The organism is Geodermatophilus sp. URMC 64 (genome assembly GCF_053502555.1).
The window spans coordinates 2,280,850-2,304,163 of the sequence record NZ_CP199955.1 but is presented as its reverse complement, the minus strand read 5'-3'; the positions used below and the strand labels follow the sequence as shown (position 1 = coordinate 2,304,163).

Sequence of the window (23,314 nt, the reverse complement as noted above, 5' to 3'; positions counted from 1 at the left end):
GTTCTGGGGTCGTCAGACGAGCTCGACGAGGGTGGCGTTCGCGGTGCCGCCGCCCTCGCACATCGTCTGCAGTCCGTACCGGATCCCGTGGTCGCGCATGTGGTGGACCATCCGGGTCATCAGCACCGCACCGGAGCCGCCGAGCGGGTGGCCCAGGGCGATCGCGCCGCCGAGCGGGTTGAGCTTCGCCGGGTCGGCGCCGGTCTCGGCCAGCCAGGCCAGCGGCACCGGGGCGAAGGCCTCGTTGACCTCGTAGACGCCGACGTCCTCGATCGCGATCCCCGACCTGCGCAGCAGCTTCTCCGTCGCCGGGATCGGGCCGGTGAGCATGAGGATCGGGTCGGCGCCGGAGACGGCGCCGGAGTGGTACCGCACGATCGGCGTCCAGCCCTGCTCGGCCGCCTTCTCCGGGGTGGTGACCAGCAGCGCCGCGGCGCCGTCGGAGATCTGCGAGGCGTTGCCGGCGTGGATGACGCCGTCCTCCTTGAACGACGGCTTGAGCTTCGCCAGCGACTCGACGCTGCTGCCCCGGCGCACGCCCTCGTCGGCGGTGACGGTGCCGCCGTCGGTGGGCACCGGGACCAGCTGGGCGTCGAAGGCGCCCGCGTCCTGCGCGGCGGCGGCGCGCTCGTGGGAGAGGACGGCGAACTCGTCGAGCTGCGTGCGCGAGAAGCCCCACTTCTCGGCGATCAACTCCGCGCCGATCCCCTGGTTGAACGGGAAGTCGTCGTAGCGGGCCATGACCTTGGGCCCGTACGGGAAGCCGCTCTGCCGGGCCGCGCCCAGCGGCACCCGCGACATGGTCTCGACGCCGCCGGCGACCACGACGTCCTGCTGGCCGGACATCACGGCGTGCGCGGCGAAGTCCAGCGCCTGCTGGCTGGACCCGCAGGCCCGGTTCACCGTGGTGCCGGGGACGGTCTCGGGCCACCCGGCCGCGAGGACGGCGAAGCGGCCGATGTTGCTCGACTGGTCACCCACCTGCGACACGCAGCCCCACACCACGTCGTCGACCAGGTCGGGGTCCAGGCCGGTGCGCTCGGCCAGCTCGATCAGCACCAGCGCGGACAGGTCGGCGGCGTGCACGCCGGAGAGCCCACCGTTCCGCTTGCCGATGGGGGTGCGGACGGCCTCGACGACGACTGCCTCGCGCATCGCATGCTCCTGTTGTTGACGTCAGTGTCACACGGATGCCTGGCACGATACGCGTCCCGGACGCATCGGCCTAGACCCCCGTATGGTCGCCGCGTGCCCGCCCCGACCGACCCGGCCGCCGACTGGGCGGCGAGCGGGGTCGTCGCGCTCACCGGCCGCGCGGACGGGCCCCCGCTCGTCCCGCCCGGCCGCGGCGCGACCGCGGCCCGCGAGCTCGCCGACCGGTTCGCCGCGCGCACCGGGGTGCACCTCGACGGGCCGGCGCTGCTGGCCGAGCGGGCGGCGTTCACCGGCGGGCGGCGCCGCGGAGCGGTCTCGGTCGGCGGCGGCTGCCGGCTGCTGCCCACCGGCGACGGCTGGGCCGCCGTCTCCTGCACCCGGCCCGACGACCCCGCGCTGCTCGGCGCGCTGGTCGGCCGAGAACTCCCGAGCGACCCATGGCCGGAGGTCGCGGCATGGCTGCGCGCGCATCCCGGCGACGAGCTGGCCGAGCGCGCCGAGCTGCTGGGCGTCGCGGCCGCCCCCGTGCGGCCGCGACCGGCGGGCCCCGCCCTCCCCGAGCTGCCGGCCCGGCCGGTCGCCGGGCTGCTGGTCGTCGACTTCAGCGCACTGTGGGCCGGCCCGCTGAGCGCGTCCCTGCTGGGCCTGGCCGGGGCGCGGGTGGTCAAGGTGGAGACGCCGTCCCGCCCGGACGGTGCCCGCCGCGGGGAGCCGGGGTTCTACCGGCTGCTGCACGCCGGGCACCGCTCCGTCGTCCTCGACCCGGCGACCGCCGCGGGCCGGGCGGCGCTGGGCCGGCTGGTGGCGGCGGCCGACGTGGTGATCGAGGCGTCGCGGCCGCGGGCGCTGGCCGGCTGGGGGCTCGATGCCGCGGCGGCGGTGGCGGCCGGGACGACGTGGATCTCGATCACCGCGGCCGGCCGCGGGTCGGGCCGGGTGGGGTTCGGCGACGACGTCGCGGCCGCGGCCGGCCTGGTCGCCGCCGACGCCGACGGCTCGCCGCTGTTCTGCGGGGACGCGCTCGCCGACCCGCTCACCGGGCTGACCGCCGCGGTGCTGGCGACGACCGCGCCGGCGGACGGCACCGGCGTCCTGTGGGACGTCTCGATGACCGACGTCGTCGCCCGCACCCTCGACGGGACGCCGTCCCGGCCGGCCGGGGACCTGCCCGTCGCGCCGCCGCGGCGCCGCGCGGTCGAGGGCGCCGCGCCGGCGTCCGGGGCCGACACCGCCGCCGTCCTGCACGAGCTCGGCCTGCCGTGCTGATCCGGGGCGCCGAGGTGGCGGGCCACCGGGCCGACGTGCGGGTGAGCGGCGACCGGGTCGCGGAGGTCGCGGCCTCGCTGGAGCGGGCGCCGGCCGAGGAGGTGCTCGACGCCCGCGGCGGGGCGCTGCTGCCGGGGCTGGTCGACGCGCACCTGCACCTGATGGCCCTCGCGACCACGGCGGCGTCGGTGCGCTGCGGGCCACCGGAGGTGCGCGACGCGGGCGGCCTGGCCGCCGCCCTCGCCGCCGCCCCTCCCGGTGCCGACGGCTGGGTGCGCGGTGTGGGCTACGCCGAATCGGTGGCCGGTGACCTCGACGCCGCGGCGCTGGACCGGCTGCACGGCGCGCGGCCGGTGCGGGTGCAGCACCGCAGCGGCGCGCTGTGGGTGGTCAACACCGCGGGCGCCGAGGAGCTCGGGCTGGCCACCGCCGACGCCCCCGGCATCGAGCGCGGCCCCGACGGCACCCCCACCGGCCGGCTCTGGCGCGCCGACGCCTGGCTGCGCGGGCGGCTGCCCGCGTCGCCGCCCGATCTCGCGCCGGTCGGCCGGCGACTCGCCGAGTTGGGGATAACGGCAGTCACCGACGCGACGCCCGACCTCGACGACGCTGCGCTGGACGCGCTCGCCGCCGCCGGGCTGCCGCAGCGGCTCACCGTCCTGGGCGCACCGCTGGACCGGCCGCTGCCCCCGCACCTCGCCGCCGGCCCGCAGAAGATCGTGCTCGCCGACTCCGGGCTGCCGGGGCTCGACGAGCTGGCCGACCGGATCCGCGCCGCGCACGCCGCCGGCCGGGCCGTGGCCGTCCACTGCGTGACCCGCGAGGCCCTCGTGCTGCTGCTGGCCGCGCTCGACACCGCGGGACGGCATCCCGGGGACCGCGTCGAGCACGCCGCGCTGGTCCCGGCCGAGCTCATCGGCCGGTTGCGCGGGCTCACGGTGGTCACGCAGCCCGGCTTCCTCGCCGACCGCGGCGACGACTACCTGCGCGACGTCCCGCCGGACGAGCACGACGACCTCTACCGCTGCCGGTCGCTGGTCGACGCCGGGGTGGCCGTCGCCCTCTCCTCCGACGCGCCGTTCGGGCCGCTCGACCCGTGGGCCGTGCTGGCCGCGGCGGTCACCCGGCGCACGCGATCAGGGCGCGTCGTCGGCGCGGCCGAGCGCCTCTCCCCCGGCGCGGCCCTCGACCGGCTCACCGACGGCCGTCGCGTCGTCCCGGGTGCCCCGGCCGACCTGGTGCTGCTCGACCGGCCGCTGGCCGACCAGCTCGCCGAGCCCACCGCCGCCGCGGTGCGCGCGGTGCTCATCGGCGGAGCGCGGGTCCGGTAGGGCTCAGCCGCCGACCAGCTCCAGGCCGCGGGCGAAGAAGACCGGCACCGAGCTCGCCATCTCCTCGTAGAGCGCGTCGGGACGGCGGCCGGTCCGGTGCAGGCGCACGTTGAACCCGGCGATCGCGCCGAACCGGTAGCAGGCCAGGGCCTGGTACCAGTCGGCGTGCGGCACCTCGACGCCCGCCGCCGCCTCGTACCACGCGCGCAGCTGCCGCGGCTCGGCCACCACCCGCATGCCCGCCCGCCAGGACGGGTGCCAGCACGACGGGTCGGTCATCAGCGCCAGCCAGCCGAGGTCCAGCCCGGTGGCGCCGATGCCGGCGATCTCCCAGTCGACCACCGCCGCGACGGCCCCGGTCCGGACGTCGAACAGGATGTTGCTGGTGTGGTAGTCGCCGTGGAACAGCCCGGTGCGGTGCGCGTCCGGGTCGGTGCGCAGCAGCGCGGCGGCCAGCCGCTGCCCGGCCTGCGTCCAGGCCGGGTCGAGGTGCTTGGCCAGCAGCCGCTCCCAGAAGCCCACCTCCTCGGCGATCGGCCGGGGCCGCTCCCAGCCGGCGAGCAGGTGCGGCCAGTCCAGCGCGTGGATGCGGGCGAGGGTGTCCACGGCGCCGCGCAGGAAGGGCTCCGGGTCGGGAACCGGATCGGCGCCCCACAGCGTCAGCGACCGGGCGGTCAGCCGCTCCTGCACGATCGCGTCGGTGCCGAACCAGGACTCGTCGCCGGTCCACCAGACCAGCGGCGCGACCGGGATGCCCGCCTTCTCCAGGGCCTGCAGCAGCGGCACCTGCCGCAGCACATCGGTGTTGCCGCTGCGGCGCACGCCCGGCGGGGCGAACCGGACGACCAGCGACCGGCGCACCTCGCCGCCGTCGTCGACGACGTCGAAGCCGAAGCTCAGCCCGGCGTTGCCCGGCATGGGCGCGAGCCCGGCCACCCGGCCGCCCGGGAGCACCTCGGCCGTCACCCAGCGCTGCAGCCGGCCGGTCAGCTCGTCGGGATCCATGCCGGTCCCGGCGTCAGACGTCGGTCAGCTGGCGGGTCAGCCGGCCGACGACGTCCCGGCGGAGCAGCTTGCCGGTGACCGTGCGGGGCAGCTCGTCCCAGAACGCGATCCGGTCGGGCGTCTTGGACCCGCGCAGCGACGCGCGGACGTGCGCGCGCAGCTCCTCCTCGGTCAGTCCGCTGCCGGGGGCGAGGACGGCGGCTGCCTCGATCCGCTGCCCCCACTCCTCGTCGGGCACGCCCACGACCACGGCATCGGCGACCTCGGGATGCCGCAGGAGCACGTCCTCGATCTCGGCCGGCGCGATGTTCTCCGCGCCCCGGATGATCGTGTCGTCGACCCGCCCCTCCACGAAGAGGAAGCCGTCGGCGTCCAGCCGGCCCTGGTCCCGGGTGCAGAAGAAGCCCCGCTCGTCGACCGACGGGCCGCTGCCGGCGTACTCGCCGGACACCTGCTCGCCGCGCACCCAGATCAGCCCCGACGTGCCGGCCGGCACGGGCTCCCCGAGCTCGTCACGGACCTCGAGCTCGATGCCCGGCACCGCCCGCCCGGCCGAGCCCAGCCGGGCACGCACCGCCGGGTCTTCGGCGGCCAGCGCGGTGCGGTGCTCCTCGGGGCCGAGCACGGTGATCGTGGAGCTGGTCTCGGTCAGCCCGTAGGCGTTGACGAAGTCCACCTCCGGCCACTCGCGCAGCGCGCGCTCGATCACCCGCGTCGGCATCGGCGCCCCGCCGTAGGCCAGCGACCGCAGCGTCGGCACCGAGCGGTCGCCGTCGTGCTCCAGGATGCGGGCCAGCATGGTGGGCACGACCATCGCCTGCGTCACGCCCTCGGCGCGGACGAGGTCCAGCCAGCTCTCCGGGGTGAACGCCTCCAGCACCAGCACGCGGCGGCCGGCGAACAGGTTGGTGAGCGCGTTCGACACCGCGGCGATGTGGTACGGCGGCACGCTCATCAGCGCCGCCTCCTCCGGCCCCGCCCCGGCGAACTCGACCGTGCCGAGCACGTAGGACACCAGGTTCTCGTGCCGCAGCAGCACCCCCTTGGGCGCCGACGTCGTCCCGCTGGTGTAGATCACCACCGCGGGCGCCTCGGTGGGTTCGGGCTCGTCGACCCCGGCCTGCTCGGCGGCGGTCGCCAGCCAGGCGAGCGGCGTCCGCGCGTCGAGGCCGGCGGGGACGGGCAGGTCGTCGTCCACGATGGCGTAGGCCCGCGGGTGCCGGGCCAGCAGCGCCTCGACCTGCTCGGCGCCCAGCCGGTAGTTGACGGGCACCAGCGGGACGCCGGCGTACGCGGCGGCGAACAGCGCCACCGGGAACGCCGGGCCGTTGACCGCGAGGTACACGATCGCGTCGGCGCCGGCCGCCCGCACCGCGGCCGCACCGCCCGCGGCCAGGTCCCGCAACCGGGCGGCGGTCAGCCCGCCGTCGCGCGGCCCGACCACCACCCGGTCGCCGAACGCGTCGGCGGCCATCGTCAGCAGCAGCGTCAGGTTCATGCCGCGTCGCGGGTGCCGGCGTCCACCGGTGCGCGCAGCTCGCCGCGGAGGATCCGCAGCGAGCGGCCGAGCGCGCGGGTGGCGTCGGGCAGCTTCTTGTAGCCGACGAGCAGGAACACGGCCAGGAGGATCAGACCGATCTCCGGGGCGCCGAGTCCGGCCATGGAGGGCCTCCGATCGGTGGGTCAGGACATCCGGGTCGTGAACGTGGTGGGCCGGGTGGCGAAGCCGTCGACGATCGCCTGCGGCTCGCCGACCCCGCCGAGGGTGCCCCAGACGCGGAAGCCGAGCAGCCGGCGCATCTCCGGGCTCAGCGACGCCTCCACCTCGGGGGCGAGGCCCAGGAACGGGTTCTCCTGCTGCCGGACCCAGACCCGGCAGAAGTTGGACAGCAGCACCCGGCGCAGGTGGTCGGCGCGGTTGGCCCCGGCCCCGTGCCAGAGCCGGCCGTCCATGAGCACCGCGGTACCGGCCGGCGCCTCGACGGGGATCGTCGGGTGGTTCTGGTCCTGCAGCGGCTCGGTCCACAGGTGGCTGCCCGGGACGATCCGCGTCCCGCCGTTGAGGTCGGTCATGTCGTCGAGCGTCCAGAGGACCTGGGTGACGATCGGGTAGGCCGGCTGCGGCCAGGAGACGTAGCCCTGGTCCTGGTGCAGCAGCTGCCGCTCGCACCCCGGCGCGGTGATGTTGGCGGTGTAGCTGGTCAGCAGGTAGCGCTCGCCCAGCAGGGCGGTCAGCAGCCTGCTGACGCCGGGGTGCTGGATGACCTCGTGGAACTCCACGCCCTTGTTCACCAGCATGCCGACGCGCTGGTTGATCCCGGCGCCCTCGTACTTCGACGGGTGCGCGCCGGTGTCGAAGCGGCCGATGCCGGCCTCGGCCTCGGCGCGGGCCTGCTCGATCAGCCGCTGCCGGACGGTGGCCAGCTGCGCCGGCGGCAGGGCGTCGGCCAGGTAGCAGAACCCCCACGCCTGCAGGTCGGCCAGGGCCTGGTCGACGTCGGAGGTGAGCTTCGGCAGGTCCTCGGTGCGCCAGGGGATCGCGACGTCGGTCGGCTCGGTCAGTTCCTGGGTGGTCATCTCTTCTCCTTCGACAGGTCGGCGGGGCTCAGGAGGCGAACCGGCTGGTGTCGATGACGGCCCGCTCGTGCGTGCCCTCGCCGAGCAGCCGGTCACCGACGGTGGCCCGGACCTTGAAGGTGAGCCGGCGGCGGTTCTTCTCGGAGAGCTCGCACCAGACCGTCACCTCCTCGCCCAGCTGCGACGCGGCGACGTGGGAGACGCAGACGTGCGTGCCGACCGTCACCTCCTTCTCGTCGAGGTGCGGCTGGGCGGCCTCCAGGCAGACGCCCTCCATCAACCCGATCATCGAAGGCGTGGACAGCACCGGCGTGCCGGTGTGCCCGGTGCTCATCTCGGCGGTGATCGTGTGGGTGAGCTCGTTGGTCAGGCCGGCGACCAGGGTGTCGCGCACTCTCTCTCCTTCGGTCGGTTCACGGACGGCGACGGCGGTCAGCCGACCGCCAGGGACTTCTCCGGGGCGGGCGTGGACGCCGCCCCGTTGAGCAGGTGGCAGGCCGCCCAGCCCCCGCCCTCGACGGGGACGGCGGGCGGCTCCTGCACGGCGCAGATCTCCATGGCGTACGGGCAGCGGGTGCGGAACGCGCAGCCGGACGGCACGTGCAGCGGGTCCGGGGTCTCCCCGCCCAGCACGATCCGCTGGCGCGTGCGCTGGGTCGGCGGGTCGGGCACCGGGACGGCGGAGAGCAGCGACTGGGTGTAGGGGTGCGCCGGGTGGTCGTGGATGCGCTTGCCGGGGCCCTCCTCGAGCACCCGGCCCAGGTACATCACGGCGGTCCGGTCCGCGACCCAGCGGACGACGGCGAGGTTGTGCGAGATGAACAGGTAGCTCATCCCGTGCCGCGCCTGCAGATCCACGAGCAGGTCGAGGATCTGGTTCTGGGTCGACATGTCCAGCGCGCTGACCGCCTCGTCCAGGACGACGAGGCCCGGGTCGAGCGCGATGGCCCGGGCGATCGCCAGCCGCTGCCGCTGCCCGCCGGAGAACTCGTGCACGTAGCGGTTCACGTAGTCCGGGTGCAGGCCCACCGACACCAGCAGCTCGCGCACCTTGTCCGTCAGCGGCGCGCCGCGCAGCCCGTGGTGGGTGCGCAGCGGCTCGCCGACGATGTTGGCGATCGTGCTCGACGGGTCCAGCGAGGAGTACGGGTCCTGGAAGACCATCTGCGCCTGCCGGCGGGCCTGGCGCAGCGCCCGGCCCTTCAGCGACGTGACGTCGACGCCGTCGACCACCACGCGGCCCTCGGCCAGCGGCAGCAGCCGCAGCACGGCGCGGGCGAGGGTCGACTTGCCGGAACCGGACTCGCCGACGACGGCGAGCGTCTCGCCGCGGCCCACGGTCAGCCCGACCTTGTTGACCGCGCGGAAGGGGACCCGCTTGCGGCCGACGCGGGCGGTGAACTCCACCGACACGTCCTCGACGGTCAGCATGGGCGACTGCTCCGTCTGGCTCATGCCGGCACCTCCCTGCGCTCGGCGGTGGCGCCGACGCGGACGCACCGGGACAACTGGTCGACGACCGGCAGGAGCTCGATCTCCTGCGCGCTGCACTCGGGCAGCGCCAGCTCGCAGCGGGGGGCGAAGCGGCAGCCGTGCGGGAACTCGCCGGCCGCGGGCGGCTTGCCCGGGATGGAGTGCAGGTGCCCGCGGCCGTCACCGGCCGCGTCGTTGGTCGGCGTCGACCGCAGGAGCGCGGCGGTGTACGGGTGCACCGGGTGCGCGAAGAGCCGGTCCACCGAGCTCTGCTCCACGACCTGGCCGGCGTACATGACGACGACGCGGTCGCAGATGTCGGCGACCACGCCGAGGTCGTGGGTGACGAAGAGGATCGACATGCCGACCGTCTCGCGCAGGTGCCGGATGAGGTCGAGCACCTGCGCCTGGATGGTCACGTCGAGCGCGGTGGTCGGTTCGTCGGCGATGAGCAGCTCCGGCTCGCAGCACAGCGCCATGGCGATCATCACCCGCTGGCGCATGCCGCCGGAGAACTCGTGCGGGTAGGCGTGCACCCGCCGCTCGGCCGCGGAGATGCCGACGTCGGAGAGGGCGGTCACGGTCAGCCGGCGCGCCTCCCGCTTGGACACCTTCTTGTGCCGGACGAGGGTCTCGGCGATCTGCTGCCCGACGGTGAACGCCGGGTTCAGGCTGGTCATCGGCTCCTGGAAGATCATCGCCATCCGGCTGCCCCGGACCGACGCGAGCTCCTTGCGGCCGAGCCGGGTGAGGTCGTCGCCGCCGAGGGAGACCCGGCCGCCGGTCACGGTGAAGGTCCGCTTCGGCAGCAGGCCCATGATCGCCATCGACGTCAGGGACTTCCCCGAACCCGACTCCCCCACCAGGCCGAGCGTCTCGCCGCGGCCGATGGAGAAGGAGACGCCGCTGATGACCTCCGCCCGGACGTCCTCGGTGTGCACCTCGACGGTCAGGTCCGACACGTCCAGCACCGGCCCGGCCGGGCCTCCTGCCGGCGCTGCGCTGGTTGCGGTCACGACGTCCCCCCTCACTTCCGGCGCCCGATCGCGTCCCGCAGCCCGTCCCCGAAGACGTTGAAGGCGAGCACGGCGAGGGCGATGGCGAGGCCGGGGAAGACCACCAGCCACGGCTGCTGGTAGATGAAGTTGTAGCCCTGGCCGAGCATGCTGCCCCAGCTCGCCTGGGGTGGCTGGACGCCGAAGCCGAGCAGGCTGAGGCTGGCCTCGGCGGTCAGCGCGAAGCCGGCGACCAACGAGACCTGCACCAGCACCGGCGGCAGCGCGTTGGGCACGATCCGCGTCAGCACGATCCGCCAGGCCGGCGTCCCGATGCTGCGGCTGGCCTCGACGAAGGTCTCCTCGCGCAGCTCCAGCACCGCGGCGCGGGTGATCCGGACGAAGTTGGGCGCGAAGATGAAACCCAGCGCGATCATCGCGTGGCTCAGGCCGGGGCCGAGGGCGCCGACGATGCCCAGCGCGATGATCAGCGGCGGCAGGCTCTGCACCGCGTCGGTCACCCGCATCACCGCGGTGTCGGCGAAGCGCCCGACGTAGCCGGCCAGCAGCCCCGGCGGGATGCCGAGCAGCATCGCCAGCCCGAGCGCCTGCGCCGCGGCGACCAGCGCGATCCGGTCGGCGGCGATCAGCCGGGACAGCACGTCGCGGCCCAGCTGGTCGGTGCCGAGCACGTGCCCGTCGGAGAACGGGGGCAGGAACGCCGCGGCCGGGTCCTGGGCGTCTGGCGGGTAGGGCGTGATCCAGTCCCCGATGATCGCGATCACGACCAGGAAGGCGATGAAGGCCAGGCCGGCCATCGCCACCTTGTTGCGCAGCAGCCGGCGCACGAACGGACGGCCGAGCAGCCGCCGGCGGGGCGTGGCCGCCGGCGGCGCGCCCAGCGCCTCGACCGGCTCCACTTCCGCGGCCGGCATCACCGCGGCGGAGGACGGGAGGTCCGACGCCGCGTCCGGGGAGTGCTGGCTCATCGGAGGCTGGGTGATCGGTGGCTGCGTCATCGGGCCACCGCCACGCGGACCCGCGGGTTGAGCCACCCGTAGGAGACGTCGACGAGCAGGTTGATCGCCTGGACCATCAGCGCGGTGAACAGGACGATCCCCTGGATCAGCGGGATGTCACGGTTCTGCACCGCGTTGATCGCGAGGGCGCCGAGCCCGGGGATGCCGAAGACCTGCTCCACCACGACCGAACCTCCGACGACGAGGGCGAACTGGGCGCCGAGGGCGGTGAGCGGCGCGATGGCGGCGTTCTTCAGCGCGTGCTTGTAGACGACCTTGGTCCGCAGCAGGCCCTTCGCGTCCGCCGTCCGGACGTAGTCCTGGTCGAGCGCGGTCACCATCGCCCCGCGCAGCTGCCGGGCCAGGACGGCCGCCGGCACCAGGCCCAGCGCGACGCACGGCAGGACGATGTGGGCCAGCCAGTCGGCCGGGTCGGCGGCCAGCGGCGTGTAGCCGGTGGGCGGCAGCCAGCCGAGGTTGAGCGCCACGACGATGATCAGCAGCATCCCGACGAAGTAGCTGGGCAGCGCCAGGCCGGTGGCCGCGCCGACCCCCAGCAGCCGGTCCACCAGCCCGTCCCGGCGGACGGCGGCCGCCACCCCGGCCGGGAAGCCGAGGAGGACGGCCACCACCAGGGCTCCGCCGGCCAGGGACAGCATGATCGGCAGCCGCTCGAGGATCGAGCCGACCACCGGCTGCCCGGTCGACAGCGAGGTGCCGAAGTCGCCGGTCAGCGCGTGCCCGAGCCAGCTGAAGTACTGGACGATCAGCGGCCGGTCCAGGCCCAGCGCCTCACGGATCGCGGCGATCTGCTCCCGCGTGGCCGACTGCCCGGCGATGGTTACCGCCGGGTCGCCGGGCACCAGCAGGATCAGCGAGAAGCTGAGCAGCGACACGATGAGCATGACCGGGACGACCAGCAGCAGCCGTCTCAGGACGTAGTGAGCCATGGCGCATCCCCCGTCAGCCCTGCAGGACCCCGACGCCGCGGGTGGGCATGATCGCGCCCAGCGGGGCGGGGCGGTACGTCGCGACCCGCTGGCCGTTGTAGGCGAAGAGCACCTTCGGGGCGAGGATCGGGACGCACAGCGCCCGGTCGGCCACCATCTGGCTGGCCTCGTTGATCACCTGCAGCCGGGCGTCCCGGTCGGTGGTGGTGCGCACCCGCGAGATGGCGTCGGCCAGGTCGGGTGCCTGGGTCTTCGCGGGGTTGAAGAAGGCGTTCGGCGCGAAGTAGGTCTCGAACACCAGCGACGGGTCGGCCATCTGGCCGCCGCCGCCGATCAGGCAGTCGGTCTTCCCGCCGGCGAACTCGCTGGCGAGCTGGTTGATGTCGACCGCCCGCGGGTTCATCGTGATGCCGACGTCCTTCATCTGCGCCTGGAGGATCTCCGCGAACTGCGGGTACGGGTCCGAGCCGGCCGCGAAGATCATCTCGAAGGAGACGTCGCTCAGGCCGGAGTCGCCGAGGAACTTCTTCGCCTTCGCCGGGTCGTACGGGTAGTAGTCGGCCGGGATGTCGGGGTCCGCCGCCCAGTACCAGGACGGGAACATCGACGACGTGGGGCTGGCCTGCCCGAAGTAGATCGTCTTGCAGATCGTCTGGCGGTCGATCGCGTGCGCGATCGCCAGCCGGACGTTCTGGTCGGCCAGGGCCCCGCGCACGTTGAACGCCAGCTGGATGTACCAGAGCGTCTCCTGGGAGGCGGTCTGCAGCCCGGCCTTGTCGGCAGCCTGGAACTGGGTCGGGGTCAGGTAGGCGATGTCGAAGGTGCGGGCGGTCGCGCCGTTGAGCCGGGCCTGCCCGTCGTTGACCGACTTGATGACCAGCGTCTTCGACGGCGCGGCCGCCTTGTCCCAGTAGTCGTCGTAGCGCTCGTAGCTCGCCTCGTCGCCCTGGGCGAACGAGGTGAGCCGGTAGGGACCCGAGCCGGCGTCCTCGGTGTTGAGGTCGACGCCGTCGGCGATCGCCTTCGGGCTGACCATGGCGCCGGGCCGGTCGGCGAGGATGCCCAGCAGCGAGGCGTCCGGGCTCGACAGCTGGATGACCGCGGTGGTGGGGTCCTGCACGGTCACCGACTGGACCGTCCTGAGCTGGCTGCGCACCGGCGAGTCGGCGGTGTTGAGCACCCGCTCGATGTTCACCTTCACCGCGTCGGCGTCGAACTTGGTGCCATCGTGGAAGGTGACGTCGTCGCGCAGCGTCAGGGTGAGGGTGGTGCCGTCGGCCGAGTACTCCCACTTCGTCGCCAGGCTCGGCGCCGCGTCGGCGTTCTCGTCCAGGGTCAGCAACGTGTCGTACATGGGGTACATGAACGTCACGAACTGACCGGTGGTCATGCGCAGCGGGTCGAGCGAGTTCGTGGCCAGGTGGTAGGCCACGGTCAGGGTCCCGTTGGCATCCACCTGCGCGTTGCTCGCCGCGCCGTTCGACTGGGAGCCGGAGCCGCAGGCCGCGAGCAGCGGCCCGCCGACCACGACGGCACCGCCGAGGCCCATGAGGCGCAGGAAGTTGCGCCGGGAGACCGTCTCCGTGCTGATCGCTTGCACCTAGCTGTCCTCCACTGGTCGGGTCCGGACGGGCGGGCTGCCTCCGGACCGGGACGGGGCACGTGCTTTCCGGGTGGGGCGGCCGGACGACGGTTGCTCCGCGCCGGCGGGGTCCTCAGAGCGAGGTGAAGACCGGCTTGCGCTTCTCGGCGAAGGCGCGGCGCGCCTCCATCACGTCGTCGAGGTTGCCGTTGCTCTTGAGCTTCTCGCCGAGCCGCTCGACCTCCGCCGGGATCTGCGGGCGGAGCTTGCGGGCCACGTTGAGCGTGTTCGCCAGCGACGCCGGCGGGATGCTCAGCAGGTGGTCGCAGAGCTCGAGGGCCGCGGGCACGAGCTCGTCGACGTCGTCGACCAGCCGGTTGACGAAGCCGATCTGGTGGGCGCGCTCGGCGCTCATCCGGAAGCCGAGCGCGAGCTCGGTCGCGACCGACCACGGCAGCGTGTCGGTGAAGCCGAACTGGTAGGCGCCGAGCAGCCAGTGCCGTGCCTCGGAGATCTCGAAGACGGCGTTGCGCGAGGCGACCCGCAGGTCGCACATCCACGAGTAGATGAACCCGCCGCCCATCGCCCAGCCGTTGACCGCGGCGATGATCGGCTTGTCGATGGTCTCCGCCGGGCCCTTGGCGTCGTTCCAGAAGGGGTCGGGCGGCAGGTCGGGGTCGAGCCCCGGGGTCCCGCGCTCGGCGGCCTCGACGAGGTCCTCGCCGGCGCAGAAGGCCCGGCCGGTCCCGGTCAGGATCGCGATCTTCTGGGCCGGGTCGTCCCGGAAGTCGGTGAAGGCGTACGCCAGCTCGGTGAGGAGCTGCTTGTTCATCGCATTGAGCTTCTCCGGACGGTTCATCCGGATGACCACCACGTCGCCGTGGTGCTCCTTCTCGACAAGAGACATGAGTTCCCCAGGGCAGGGCCTAGTAGGCGTGGGAGGAAGGACCCGGACCCCTCGGCGAGGCCCGTCAGGCGGCTCCAGGCAGTGATCGGAGCCACAAATCGTTCGGCGAGCTGATTCTTTGGATGAACCCCGGCGCTGTCAAGAGGTGACGCGCATCTCGATTCTGCGGAGGGGTCAGCGGGCGGGCGGCGCCGCCGACTCGTGCAGGCGCTGCATGGTGCGCACGTCCACGAGCTCGGTGAGGATCCCCATCGTGTCGCGGGGGTAGAAGAACGCGGCCGCGGCGTCGGGCCCCAGGTCGATCTGGCGCAGCCCCTTGTCGCGCAGCTCGGCGGCGTGCGCCTGCACGTCGTCGACCATGAACGCGAGGTGGTGCACGCTCGGTCCGCGCTTCTCCAGCCAGCGGCCCATGCCGGCCGACGCGTCGCGCGGGAGCAGGAGTTCGATGCGGGTCTCCCCGCTGCCGGCTCTCAGGAAGTAGATGTCGGCGTTCTCCTGCGGCATGTAGATGACGCCAGGGTCGGGGTTGCGCTGGTCGTCGAGGGTCAGGCCGAAGGTCCCGAGCAGGAGGTCGGCTGCCTCGTCGTACGAGCGCGCGACGACCCCGACGTGATCGATGCAGACAATCACGGCAGACCTCCGCGGCGGGCCCCGCACTCCGGTGTGCGGGGAGGCGGCCTCAGTGTGACGTGTGCGTCAAGTGCCTCGCGGCTCAGTCGCGGACGACGTCGCGGATCAAGCCGTTCGCGAACAGGCGCTTGAAGCCGCGGACCGCGGCGTCGGCCGGCTGCTGGCTGGTCAGGGCGAGCACCCCCACGCCCCAGGCGATCGACCGGAAGACCGCGATCAGGTCGTCGACGTCCTCCGCCGCGATCTCGCCGCGGTCCACCGCGTCGCCGGACAGCCGGGCGAGGAACTCGGTGACCGAGGCCGGGATGGGCAGCGGTGGCAGCTGCTCGGACTCCGACTCGTGCTCCACCCAGGCGCGCAGGATGAACACCATCAGGTAGGGCGACTCGGCCTGCAGCCGCAGCATGCAGTCCAGCAGCGCCGACAGCCGCCCGCGCAGGGTGTGCTCCTCGGCCACGGCCTCGCGGAAACGCGCGTAGAGCTGCTCGACCGCGAAGACGTAGGCGGTCATGTAGAGCTCGCTCTTGGCGCTGAAGTGGTGGTAGAGCGTGCCCTGCGTCAGGCCGGCACCCTCGGCCACGTCGCGCAGCGTGGTGCGGGCGAGACCCTCCCGCGCGAAGTGCTCCACGGCCGACCAGACGAGCGCCTCGCGGGTCTGCCCGCTCTGCGCCCCCGCCGGCCGGCCGACCCGGCGCTTCTCGCGAACGATCCCGTCCATGGCTTCCCTTCCGGAGTTCCCGGAAGTCGCACACCCCCGGAGCGCCGAGCATAGGTGGCGCCGCCGGGGGTGCCGATCGATTCCGGACCCGTCAGTCCGAGCTGGGCAGCGCCTTGCCCTCCTTGAGCCGCAGCGGCTCACCGCCGGCCACGAGGGTGCCGGCGCCGCCCCGGACGCAGAGCAGCTCGAGTGCGCCGTCGGCGTCGGTATAGCGCTTGCCCATGACGGTCCCGGCGCCGTTCGGCGCGGGCGCCGGCCCGGCGCCCGCCGGGGCGTCGGTCCCCAGTGGCCGCCCGTCGCACTCGAGGTCCACCGGACCTCCGCCGGCGCGCACGACGACGACGCTCGCCGCGCACACCTCGCAGTGCAGTCGCTGCCCCGTCCGCAGCTCCATGGCTGCCCCCTTCCGTCCTGGGGCGGCCGGAAACCCCGGCGGCCCTTGCGAGAGATGTAGGTCACATGATATTCAGTCCACCGACTGAATTCCAACCACGCACCGGACGGGTCATCGCCGAGCAGGCCGGCCCCAGGACGAACGGCTCTTCGCGTGACACGGTTACCAGATCCATCCCCTTCCCGCGCCCCCCGGGGGCCGCTCGCCGACGAGAAGGTCCTCGACCTCAGCTCGTCCCCGGCCGCCGCGTTCTGCGCGAAGCTGCTCGGCGACCTCGGCGCCGACGTGGTCAAGGTGGAGCCACCCGGCGCCGGCGACCCCGCGCGCGGGCGCACCACGGCGCAGTCCGGTGAGGTGCTGGCCGCCTCCCCGGAGTTCCTCTACCTGAACACGAGCAAGCGCAGCGTCGCCCTCGACCTCGACGCCCCGGAGTCGCGGCCGCTGCTCGCGGAGCTCGTGGCGAGCCACGACATCGTCGTCGTCGACGGCCCCGACGGCCGCTGGGAGCAGCACGGGCTGACCGCCGAGCGGCACGCAGCCGCGCACCCCGGCGCGATCGTCGTGGCGGTCTCCCCCTTCGGCAACGACGGGCCGTACCGCGACTTCGCCTCCGGCCACCTCGTCGCCTGCGCGCTCGGCGGCTGGATGCACACCTGCGGCGAGGAGGGGCGCGAGCCGCTGCAGGCCGGCGGCGGGATCACCGACACCGTGGCCGGCGCCTACGGCGCGGTGGCCGCCCTCGCTGCGGTCGAGGCGCGCGCCCGGGACGGCGTCGGCAACTACGTCGACGTGTCCTCGCTGGAGGCCGCGATCACCTGCGCCTTCTTCCCGTCGATGCTGTTCGAGTACCACGGCGAGGGCATCGGCCGGCACTCCGACTACATGACCGGCCCCTCCTTCCACGTCCGCTGCGGCGACGGGTACCTCGGCGTCAACGTCCTCACCGAGCAGCAGTGGGAGACGCTCTGCGCCTTCATCGGCCGGCCCGACATGGCCGAGGACCCCCGCTTCGCCACCGACTACTACGGGCGGCTGGCCTACCTGCCGGAGATCCGTGCGGCGATCGAGGAGGCGCTGGCGGCCCGCCCGGCGCTGGAGACCTTCCACGAGGCCCAGCTGTGGCGGCTGCCGTTCGGCATGGTCACCTCCCCGCGCGACGCCCTCGGCTTGGAGGTGCACGCCGCGCGCGACTACCTGGAGACGCACCGGATCGACGGGGTGGGCGAGGTCCGGACCCCCCGCGTGCCGTTCGTCATGGGCGCGACGCCGTCCCGCCCCGGACCGCCGCCCGCGCTCGGCGCCGACACCGAGTCGGTGCTCGGCGACCTGCTGGGCCTGTCCCCCACCGAGCTCGACGACCTTCGGAGTGCAGGAGTGATCGCGTGACCGCGCAGCTGGACGTCGAGACCCGGCCGGCCGAGGCCCCCGCCGGCCTGCGCCCCCCGCTGGAGGGGCTGCGGATCGTCGACCTCACCCAGTTCCAGTCCGGCCCGATGGTCACCCTGATCGCGGGCGACCTCGGTGCCGAGGTGATCAAGGTCGAGTCGATCCAGCGGGTCGACGGCTGGCGCGGCGGCGGCCGCGGTGAGCGGCGCTGGGAGAAGTCGCCCAACTTCAACTGGGTGAACCGCAACAAGAAGGGCATCACGCTCAACCTGACCGACCCGCGCGGGGCCGACATCCTGCGCCGGCTCGTCGCCCGGTCCGACGTGGTCGTGGAGAACTACACACCGCGCGTGATGGCCAACTTCGGGCTGGACTACGACCGGCTGCGGGAGATCCGGCCCGACCTGATCATGGTGTCGATGCCGGGCTTCGGCGGAGACAGCCCGTGGCGGGACTACACCGCGTTCGCGTGGACCACCGAGCAGATGTCGACGCTGTGCCACCTCACCGGCTACGCCGACTCGGGGCCGCTGTTCACCAGCACGACGGGCGGCGACCCGCTGGCGGCGCTGATGGGCACGCTGGCCCTGTTCGCCGCGCTCAACCACCGCCGGCGCACCGGTGAGGGGCAGCACATCGACCTCAGCCAGCTGGAGACGGCGACCGCATTCGCCGCGCACACGCTGGTCGAGGCGCAGCTCGCGGAGGCCGAGCCGACCCGGCGCGGCAACGACAGCCCGCTGCACTCCCCGCACGGCGCCTTCCCGTGCCGCGGCGAGGACAGCTGGCTCGCCCTGGCCTGCCGCAGCGACGCGGAGTGGGCCGGCCTGTGCGAGGAGCTCGGCATCGCCGCCGACTCCGACGGCAGCACGCCGCTGGCCACGACGGCCGACCGCCTGGCCGCCCGGGACGCGGTGCGCGAGCACGTCGCCCGCGGGACGGCGCAGCGGGACGCCGACGACCTCATGCAGCGCCTGCAGGCCCGCGGGATCGCGGCGGGCGTCGTCGTGGACGGTGCCCGCATGCTGGCCGACCCGCACCTGGCCGCGCGGGGGTTCTGGGTCGTGCAGGACCGGGAGGGCGTCGGACCCAAGCACTACCCGGGCCAGCCCTTCCGGATGAGCGCCTCGCCCTTCGTGGAGCCGCGGCGCGCGCCGTACCTCGGCGAGTGGAACGAGGCCGTGCTGGGCGGCCTGCTCGGGGTGGCCGCAGAGCAGCTGCGGGAACTGGCCGGCGACAAGGTCATCGGGACCGACCCGCTCGGCGCCTGAGTTCAGCCGAGGCGCGCCGCCAGGTCAGGGCCCACGGCGGCGGCGAGTGCGTCGAGCACGGGGACGGGCACCTCGACGTCCCCGTGCTCCTCGGCCCGCCGGCGCGCGGCGCGGGCGCGGTCCCCCGGCCAGCGGCCGCCGGAGGCGCGGACGGCCCGCGCGCCGGCGGCGAACTGCTCGGCGACCCGCTCGGGCGTCGTCCCGAAGGCGGCGGGGTCGAGGGCGAGGACAAGGGCGCCCACCTCGGGGAGGCCGGGGCGCACGGCGGGCCCGCTCGCCGAGGAGCTGAGCACCCCGGCCAGCAGGTCGACCAGCACGGCGATGCCGAAGCCCTTGGCGCCGCCGACGGCCTGCTGCGCGGCGAGCATGGCCCGGGCCGGATCGGTGGTCGGGACGCCGTCGGCGTCGACGTAGCCCCACTCCGGCGGCAGCGGCAGCCCGAGCAGCGCCCGCCGCCGCAGCTCCCCGCCGGACCGGGCGGAGAACGCCGCGTCGAAGACCGGGGCGTCCGCGCCGGGGCCGGAGAAGGCCAGCGGGTTGTTGCCGTGGGTGGCCACGTCGGCCCCGGGTGCGGCGAGCAGCGGCAGCGTGTTCTGGCAGACGACGGCGACCAGCCCCCGCGCCGCGGCCTCCTCGGCGTAGTACGCCGCCCGCCCGAACTCGGCGATCGCGGAGACGGCCACGCAGGCCACGCCGGTCTCCCCCGCCATGGCCAGGGCGCTCTGCAGCGCCACCCACGTGGGCAGGTAGCCGAAGGCGCCGCCGCCGTCGAGCGTCGCGACGCCCGGCGTGCGGCGGCACACGGGCAGGTCGCCGGCCGGCCGGACGCTGCCGGCGGCGAGGGCGTCGAGGTACCAGGGGACGCGCAGCACGCCGTGCGTCGGGACGCCGGCGGTCTCCGCGCGGACGAGCGCGTCGGCGACGCGGGCGGCCTCCGGCTCCCCCATCCCCGCGGCCCGGAAGGCGTCGGCCAGGACCCCGCCGAGCACGCCGACCGGCACGGTCCTGGTCGCGACGCCGTCCGTCGTCGCCATCCGGTCAGCCGGCCCGGGCGACGGTGAGCGCCCGGAACTCCTCCAGCAGCACCGCCTGCTTCTCCTCGGCCCGCTGCGCCGCCTCGTCCTTGATCGTGTCGAACCCGCGGATCGTCTCGGGCAGCGAGGCCACCTGGACGGCGATCCGGTGGTTGTCCCTGGTCAGCGCGCCGGTCACCTCGTCCATCACGGCCAGGTACTCGTCGATGCGCGCCCGCTCGGCCTTGCGGTGCGCCGTCTTGCCGAACACGTCGAGCTTGGTGCCGCGCAGCCGCCGGGCGCGGGCCAGCACGCCGAACGCCGGCCGGGCCACCTCCAGCGGGATCTCCCACTTGCGCGCCCGCCCGGTGCCGCGGTCCCGCCGGTTGAGGACCTGCGGGGCGAGGTTGACCTTGACCCGGTAGTCGCCCTCGAACGCGTCCTCGAGGCGGGCGGTGAACTCGGGGGCGAGGTAGAGCCGGGCCACCTCGTACTCGTCCTTGTAGGCCATGAGCTTGAACAGGTTCTCGGCCACCGCGTGGGTGAGCACGTCGGTGCCGGGCACGGCCCGCTGCTCGGCCGCGGCCACGCGCTGGACCGCTGTCTCGTAGCGCCGGGCCCAGGCCTCGTCCTGGTAGTCGACGAGGAAGGCGCGGCGGCGGGCGATCAGGTCCTCGACCGGCTCGTCGCGCCGCGGGGCGGCCGGGGCCGGCCCGGCGTGCCGCGCGCGGATCGCCGCCACGCGCTCGGGGTCGGCCGCCGCCAGGCGCCCCCACCCGAACGCCTCGCGGTTCTGCGCGACGGCGACCCCGTTGATCTCGATCGCCCGCTCGAGCGCCGCGACGCTCACCGGCAGCAGGCCGCGCTGGGCGGCGTACCCGAGCAGGAAGAGGTTGGCGTAGATCGAGTCGCCCATGAGGTCGGTGGCGACGGCGTCGGCGGCCACGGTCTCCACGCGGTCGCCGGTGGCCCGGCGCAGCCGGCGCTCCATCGGGCCGCTGGAGAGGTCGAGCCGGCCGTTCGCGGCGAAGGCGACGGTGGGCCGCACGTCCTGGTTGACCACCACGGTGGTCCGGGCGGGGTCCATGGTGGCCAGTGGTCCGGCGCCGGCGGCGACGACGATGTCCGCGCCGAGCACCAGGTCGCTGGCCCCGGCGCCGATCCGCGGGGAGAGCTCCGCGGCCGGGTCGCCGGCGACGCGGACGTGGCTCTGCACCGCGCCGTTCTTCTGCGCCAGGCCGGACTCGTTGAGGACGCTGGCCGCCTTGCCCTCGAGGTGCGCGGCCATGCCGACCAGCGCGCCGACGGTGAGGACGCCGCCGCCGCCGATGCCGCCGACGAGGATGTTGTACGGCCCGGTGTCCCCGGCCACCGGCGGCGTCGGCAGCGCGGCGAACAGGTCGCCGCGGTCGCCGACGTCGGCCTTGCCCCGCCGGCGGGGGGTGGCGCCGTAGAGCGTGACGAAGCTCGGGCAGTAGCCGGTGACGCAGGTGAAGTCCTTGTTGCAGGTGGACTGGTTGATCCGGCGCTTGCGCCCGAGGTCGGTGTCCAGCGGCTCCACCGAGATGCAGTTGGACTGCACGTTGCAGTCGCCGCAGCCCTCGCAGACGGTCTCGTGGATGAACGTCCGCTTGTCCGGGTCGACCGCGCGCCCGCGCTTGCGCTCGCGCCGCAGCTCGGCGGCGCAGGCCTGGTCGTAGATCAGCACGGTGACGCCGGGCTCGGTGCGCAGCTCGTCCTCCACCGCGAGCAGCTCCTCGCGGTCGTGCACGCGCACGCCGGCGGGGAACGGCTCGCGGCCCTTGTACGAGCCCACGTCGTCGCTGACGACGACGACCCGGCGGGCGCCCTCGGCTAGGACCTGCGCGGCGAGCTGCTGCGCGGACAGGCCGCCGGGGATGGCCTGGCCGCCGGTCATCGAGATGTAGCCGTTGAGCAGCACCTTGAAGGTCATCGTCACGTCGGCGGCGATCGCGGCCCGGATGGCCAGGAAGCCGGAGTGGGAGTAGGTGCCGTCGCCCATGTTCTGGAAGGTGTGCGACTGCTCGGCGAACGGCGCCATGCCGATCCAGAGCGCGCCCTCGCCGCCCATGTGCGTGAAGTGGTGCGTCTCGCGGCCGGGCACGGTCAGGCCCGCGGCCATGCCGTGGCAGCCGGTCCCGCCGATGGCGAACGAGCCCTCGGGCACGCGGGTCGAGGTGTTGTGCGGGCAGCCGGAGCAGAAGCCGGCCGCGCGGACCGGCTCGTCCGCGCTCGGCGGCGTCGGGGTCAGCAGCTCGATCGACTCCCGAGGCCGCAGCCGCGCGGCGACGTCCGCCCCGGCCACCGCCTCGAGGCGGCGCAGCAGCACGCGGGAGACCAGCGTGGCGTCGAGGGCGCCGTACGCGGGGACCAGCGGGGCGCCGGTCTCGTCGTCCTTGCCGACGAGGCGCGGGCGCCGCTCCGCCGGCAGCCGCCACAGCAGCCGGCTGAGCTGGTCCTCCATGATCGGGTGCTTGGGCTCGACCACCAGCACCTCGTCGACCGAGGCGGCGAACTCCGCGGCGCCCTCGGGCTCCAGCGGCCACGGCATGGCGACCTTGTAGACGCGGATGCCGAGGTCCGCGGCGGCCTCGGGGGTGAGGCCGAGCCGGCCCAGGGCGTCGAGGACGTCGAGGTAGGCCTTGCCCGAGGCCACCACGCCCAGCCGGCCGCGCCCGCGGTCGGCGCCGACGACGACGCGGTCGAGGCCGTTGGCGCGGACGAAGGCCTGGGCGGCGGGCAGCCGCAGGGTCCGGATCTCCCGCTCCCGGGACAGGCCGCCGGCCACCCCCTCACCGGCGCGGCCCACGGCCATCGGCGGCGGCGGGACGACACCCTCCGGGACGACGAGCCGCGGCCGCGCGGGGTCGACGTCGACGGTGGCCGCGGAGTCGGCGGTGTCGTTGAGCGCGATGAAGCCCACCCAGGTGCTGGCGAAGCGGGACAGCGCCCAGCCGGCCAGGCCGTAGTCCAGGTACTCCTGGACCGTCGCCGGGTTCAGCACCGGCATGTGCATGTGGATGAACAGCGTCTCGCTCTGCTGCGCGGTGACCGTGCTGCGCGCGTTGTGGTCGTCGCCCGCGACGGCGAGCACGCCGCCGTGCCGGGCGGTGCCCTGGAAGTTCGCCGTCCGCATCGCGTCGGTGGAGCGCTCCACGCCGGGGCCCTTGCCGTACCACATGCCGAACACGCCGTCGTAGCGCGTGCGGACCGGCCCGTTGTTCAGGTTCTGGGTGCCCCAGATCGAGGTCGCGGCGAGGTCCTCGTTGAGCCCGGGCTCGAAGTGCACGTGGCGCTCGGCGAGCATCGCGCGCTGCGCCCGTAGCAGGGAGTCCAGCCCGCCGAGCGGCGAGCCGGGGTAGCCGGACACGAACCCGGCCGTGTTCAGCCCGGCGAGCTCGTCGCGCTGCCGCTGCATGAGCGGCAGCCGGACGAGCGCGTCCCAGCCGGTCAGGTAGACCCGGCCGGCCGTGCGCTCGAACCGGTCCTCGAGCCGGTAGCTGCCGTCGACCGGGATCGCGGAAGTCGCCACAGAGCCCACCCTCACTCCTCGTCGAGCAGGACCGCGCGCCTTTTCCTCTGGGGTCCGCGGCGCGCAGCGAGACGGATGCGGAGCGAGCG

The 23,314-nt window shown here is 74.4% G+C and carries 21 protein-coding genes; 4 read left to right on the top strand and 17 right to left on the bottom strand.

From position 1 onward, the window contains the following. Positions 1-12 precede the first annotated feature (12 nt). Entirely contained in the window at positions 13-1,155 is a 1,143-nt protein-coding gene (locus tag ACWIYF_RS11290; RefSeq protein ID WP_448628224.1) for a thiolase family protein, read from the bottom strand. 93 nt (positions 1,156-1,248) lie between these two features. On the opposite strand from ACWIYF_RS11290, the gene ACWIYF_RS11285 reads away from it, so the two are divergent. Beyond that, the gene (locus ACWIYF_RS11285; RefSeq protein ID WP_448628223.1) at positions 1,249-2,421 is read left to right on the top strand and encodes a CoA transferase; all 1,173 of its coding nucleotides are present in this window, start codon (positions 1,249-1,251) and stop codon (positions 2,419-2,421) included. After that, positions 2,415-3,752, top strand: a complete 1,338-nt coding sequence (locus ACWIYF_RS11280) for an amidohydrolase family protein (protein WP_448628222.1) — start codon at positions 2,415-2,417, stop codon at positions 3,750-3,752. Before ACWIYF_RS11285 ends, ACWIYF_RS11280 begins: the two co-directional genes overlap by 7 nt. A gap of 3 nt (positions 3,753-3,755) precedes the next feature. Here the strand turns inward: ACWIYF_RS11280 and ACWIYF_RS11275 are convergent, their stop codons facing one another. From ACWIYF_RS11275 to ACWIYF_RS11210, 14 genes are all read right to left on the bottom strand, one after another. Further along, positions 3,756-4,757: a phosphotransferase family protein gene (locus tag ACWIYF_RS11275; protein WP_448628221.1), complete on the bottom strand. Its 1,002-nt coding sequence runs from the start codon at positions 4,755-4,757 to the stop codon at positions 3,756-3,758. Positions 4,758-4,770: 13 nt separating this feature from the next. Beyond that, entirely contained in the window at positions 4,771-6,255 is a 1,485-nt protein-coding gene (locus ACWIYF_RS11270; RefSeq protein ID WP_448628220.1) for a class I adenylate-forming enzyme family protein, read from the bottom strand. Beyond that, positions 6,252-6,419, bottom strand: coding sequence for a twin-arginine translocase TatA/TatE family subunit (locus ACWIYF_RS11265; RefSeq protein ID WP_448628219.1), 168 nt, complete (start codon positions 6,417-6,419; stop codon positions 6,252-6,254). The genes ACWIYF_RS11270 and ACWIYF_RS11265 overlap by 4 nt, the downstream gene beginning before the upstream one ends. Positions 6,420-6,440: 21 nt before the next feature. After that, a complete protein-coding gene (locus ACWIYF_RS11260) occupies positions 6,441-7,334 on the bottom strand; it encodes a phytanoyl-CoA dioxygenase family protein (RefSeq protein ID WP_448628218.1) in 894 nt (297 codons plus the stop codon). Between the two features lie 28 nt (positions 7,335-7,362). Next, positions 7,363-7,728, bottom strand: coding sequence for a thioesterase family protein (locus ACWIYF_RS11255; RefSeq protein WP_448628217.1), 366 nt, complete (start codon positions 7,726-7,728; stop codon positions 7,363-7,365). Between the two features lie 38 nt (positions 7,729-7,766). After that, a complete protein-coding gene (locus tag ACWIYF_RS11250; RefSeq protein ID WP_448628216.1) occupies positions 7,767-8,789 on the bottom strand; it encodes an ABC transporter ATP-binding protein in 1,023 nt (340 codons plus the stop codon). Continuing rightward, positions 8,786-9,823, bottom strand: a complete 1,038-nt coding sequence (locus ACWIYF_RS11245) for an ABC transporter ATP-binding protein (protein WP_448628215.1) — start codon at positions 9,821-9,823, stop codon at positions 8,786-8,788. The genes ACWIYF_RS11250 and ACWIYF_RS11245 overlap by 4 nt, the downstream gene beginning before the upstream one ends. A gap of 11 nt (positions 9,824-9,834) precedes the next feature. After that, entirely contained in the window at positions 9,835-10,821 is a 987-nt protein-coding gene (locus ACWIYF_RS11240) for an ABC transporter permease (RefSeq protein ID WP_448628214.1), read from the bottom strand. Further along, entirely contained in the window at positions 10,818-11,771 is a 954-nt protein-coding gene (locus ACWIYF_RS11235) for an ABC transporter permease (RefSeq protein WP_448628213.1), read from the bottom strand. The genes ACWIYF_RS11240 and ACWIYF_RS11235 overlap by 4 nt, the downstream gene beginning before the upstream one ends. 13 nt (positions 11,772-11,784) lie before the next feature. Continuing rightward, positions 11,785-13,371 (bottom strand): ABC transporter substrate-binding protein, encoded by a 1,587-nt coding sequence (locus tag ACWIYF_RS11230; protein ID WP_448628212.1) that lies wholly within the window; start codon positions 13,369-13,371, stop codon positions 11,785-11,787. Positions 13,372-13,486: 115 nt separating this feature from the next. Next, positions 13,487-14,260, bottom strand: coding sequence for an enoyl-CoA hydratase/isomerase family protein (locus tag ACWIYF_RS11225; RefSeq protein ID WP_448628211.1), 774 nt, complete (start codon positions 14,258-14,260; stop codon positions 13,487-13,489). Between the two features lie 174 nt (positions 14,261-14,434). Beyond that, positions 14,435-14,890, bottom strand: coding sequence for a VOC family protein (locus ACWIYF_RS11220; protein ID WP_448628210.1), 456 nt, complete (start codon positions 14,888-14,890; stop codon positions 14,435-14,437). Between the two features lie 82 nt (positions 14,891-14,972). Then, positions 14,973-15,608: a TetR/AcrR family transcriptional regulator gene (locus tag ACWIYF_RS11215; protein ID WP_448628209.1), complete on the bottom strand. Its 636-nt coding sequence runs from the start codon at positions 15,606-15,608 to the stop codon at positions 14,973-14,975. 91 nt (positions 15,609-15,699) lie between these two features. Further along, positions 15,700-16,002, bottom strand: coding sequence for a hypothetical protein (locus ACWIYF_RS11210; protein ID WP_448628208.1), 303 nt, complete (start codon positions 16,000-16,002; stop codon positions 15,700-15,702). A 153-nt stretch (positions 16,003-16,155) separates the two neighbouring features. Between ACWIYF_RS11210 and ACWIYF_RS11205 the strand changes: the two genes are divergently transcribed. Together ACWIYF_RS11205 and ACWIYF_RS11200 are read left to right on the top strand one after the other, a co-directional pair. Next, positions 16,156-17,388, top strand: coding sequence for a CaiB/BaiF CoA transferase family protein (locus ACWIYF_RS11205; protein WP_448628207.1), 1,233 nt, complete (start codon positions 16,156-16,158; stop codon positions 17,386-17,388). Then, positions 17,385-18,659, top strand: a complete 1,275-nt coding sequence (locus ACWIYF_RS11200; protein ID WP_448628206.1) for a CaiB/BaiF CoA transferase family protein — start codon at positions 17,385-17,387, stop codon at positions 18,657-18,659. Before ACWIYF_RS11205 ends, ACWIYF_RS11200 begins: the two co-directional genes overlap by 4 nt. Positions 18,660-18,661: 2 nt before the next feature. On the opposite strand, the gene ACWIYF_RS11195 is transcribed toward ACWIYF_RS11200, so the two are convergent. Together ACWIYF_RS11195 and ACWIYF_RS11190 are read right to left on the bottom strand one after the other, a co-directional pair. Then, positions 18,662-19,693, bottom strand: a complete 1,032-nt coding sequence (locus tag ACWIYF_RS11195) for an Ldh family oxidoreductase (protein ID WP_448628205.1) — start codon at positions 19,691-19,693, stop codon at positions 18,662-18,664. A 4-nt stretch (positions 19,694-19,697) separates the two neighbouring features. Further along, positions 19,698-23,225, bottom strand: coding sequence for an indolepyruvate ferredoxin oxidoreductase family protein (locus tag ACWIYF_RS11190; RefSeq protein ID WP_448628204.1), 3,528 nt, complete (start codon positions 23,223-23,225; stop codon positions 19,698-19,700). Positions 23,226-23,314 lie beyond the last annotated feature (89 nt).

Coding starts and splice junctions, on each gene's coding strand:
- ACWIYF_RS11290 (WP_448628224.1), bottom strand. CDS start 1,155: ATGCGCGAGGCAGTCGTCGTCGAGGCCGTCCGCACCCCCATCGGCAAG.
- ACWIYF_RS11275 (WP_448628221.1), bottom strand. CDS start 4,757: ATGGATCCCGACGAGCTGACCGGCCGGCTGCAGCGCTGGGTGACGGCC.
- ACWIYF_RS11270 (WP_448628220.1), bottom strand. CDS start 6,255: ATGAACCTGACGCTGCTGCTGACGATGGCCGCCGACGCGTTCGGCGAC.
- ACWIYF_RS11265 (WP_448628219.1), bottom strand. CDS start 6,419: ATGGCCGGACTCGGCGCCCCGGAGATCGGTCTGATCCTCCTGGCCGTG.
- ACWIYF_RS11260 (WP_448628218.1), bottom strand. CDS start 7,334: ATGACCACCCAGGAACTGACCGAGCCGACCGACGTCGCGATCCCCTGG.
- ACWIYF_RS11250 (WP_448628216.1), bottom strand. CDS start 8,789: ATGAGCCAGACGGAGCAGTCGCCCATGCTGACCGTCGAGGACGTGTCG.
- ACWIYF_RS11240 (WP_448628214.1), bottom strand. CDS start 10,821: ATGACGCAGCCACCGATCACCCAGCCTCCGATGAGCCAGCACTCCCCG.
- ACWIYF_RS11235 (WP_448628213.1), bottom strand. CDS start 11,771: ATGGCTCACTACGTCCTGAGACGGCTGCTGCTGGTCGTCCCGGTCATG.
- ACWIYF_RS11225 (WP_448628211.1), bottom strand. CDS start 14,260: ATGTCTCTTGTCGAGAAGGAGCACCACGGCGACGTGGTGGTCATCCGG.
- ACWIYF_RS11215 (WP_448628209.1), bottom strand. CDS start 15,608: ATGGACGGGATCGTTCGCGAGAAGCGCCGGGTCGGCCGGCCGGCGGGG.
- ACWIYF_RS11210 (WP_448628208.1), bottom strand. CDS start 16,002: ATGGAGCTGCGGACGGGGCAGCGACTGCACTGCGAGGTGTGCGCGGCG.
- ACWIYF_RS11195 (WP_448628205.1), bottom strand. CDS start 19,693: ATGGCGACGACGGACGGCGTCGCGACCAGGACCGTGCCGGTCGGCGTG.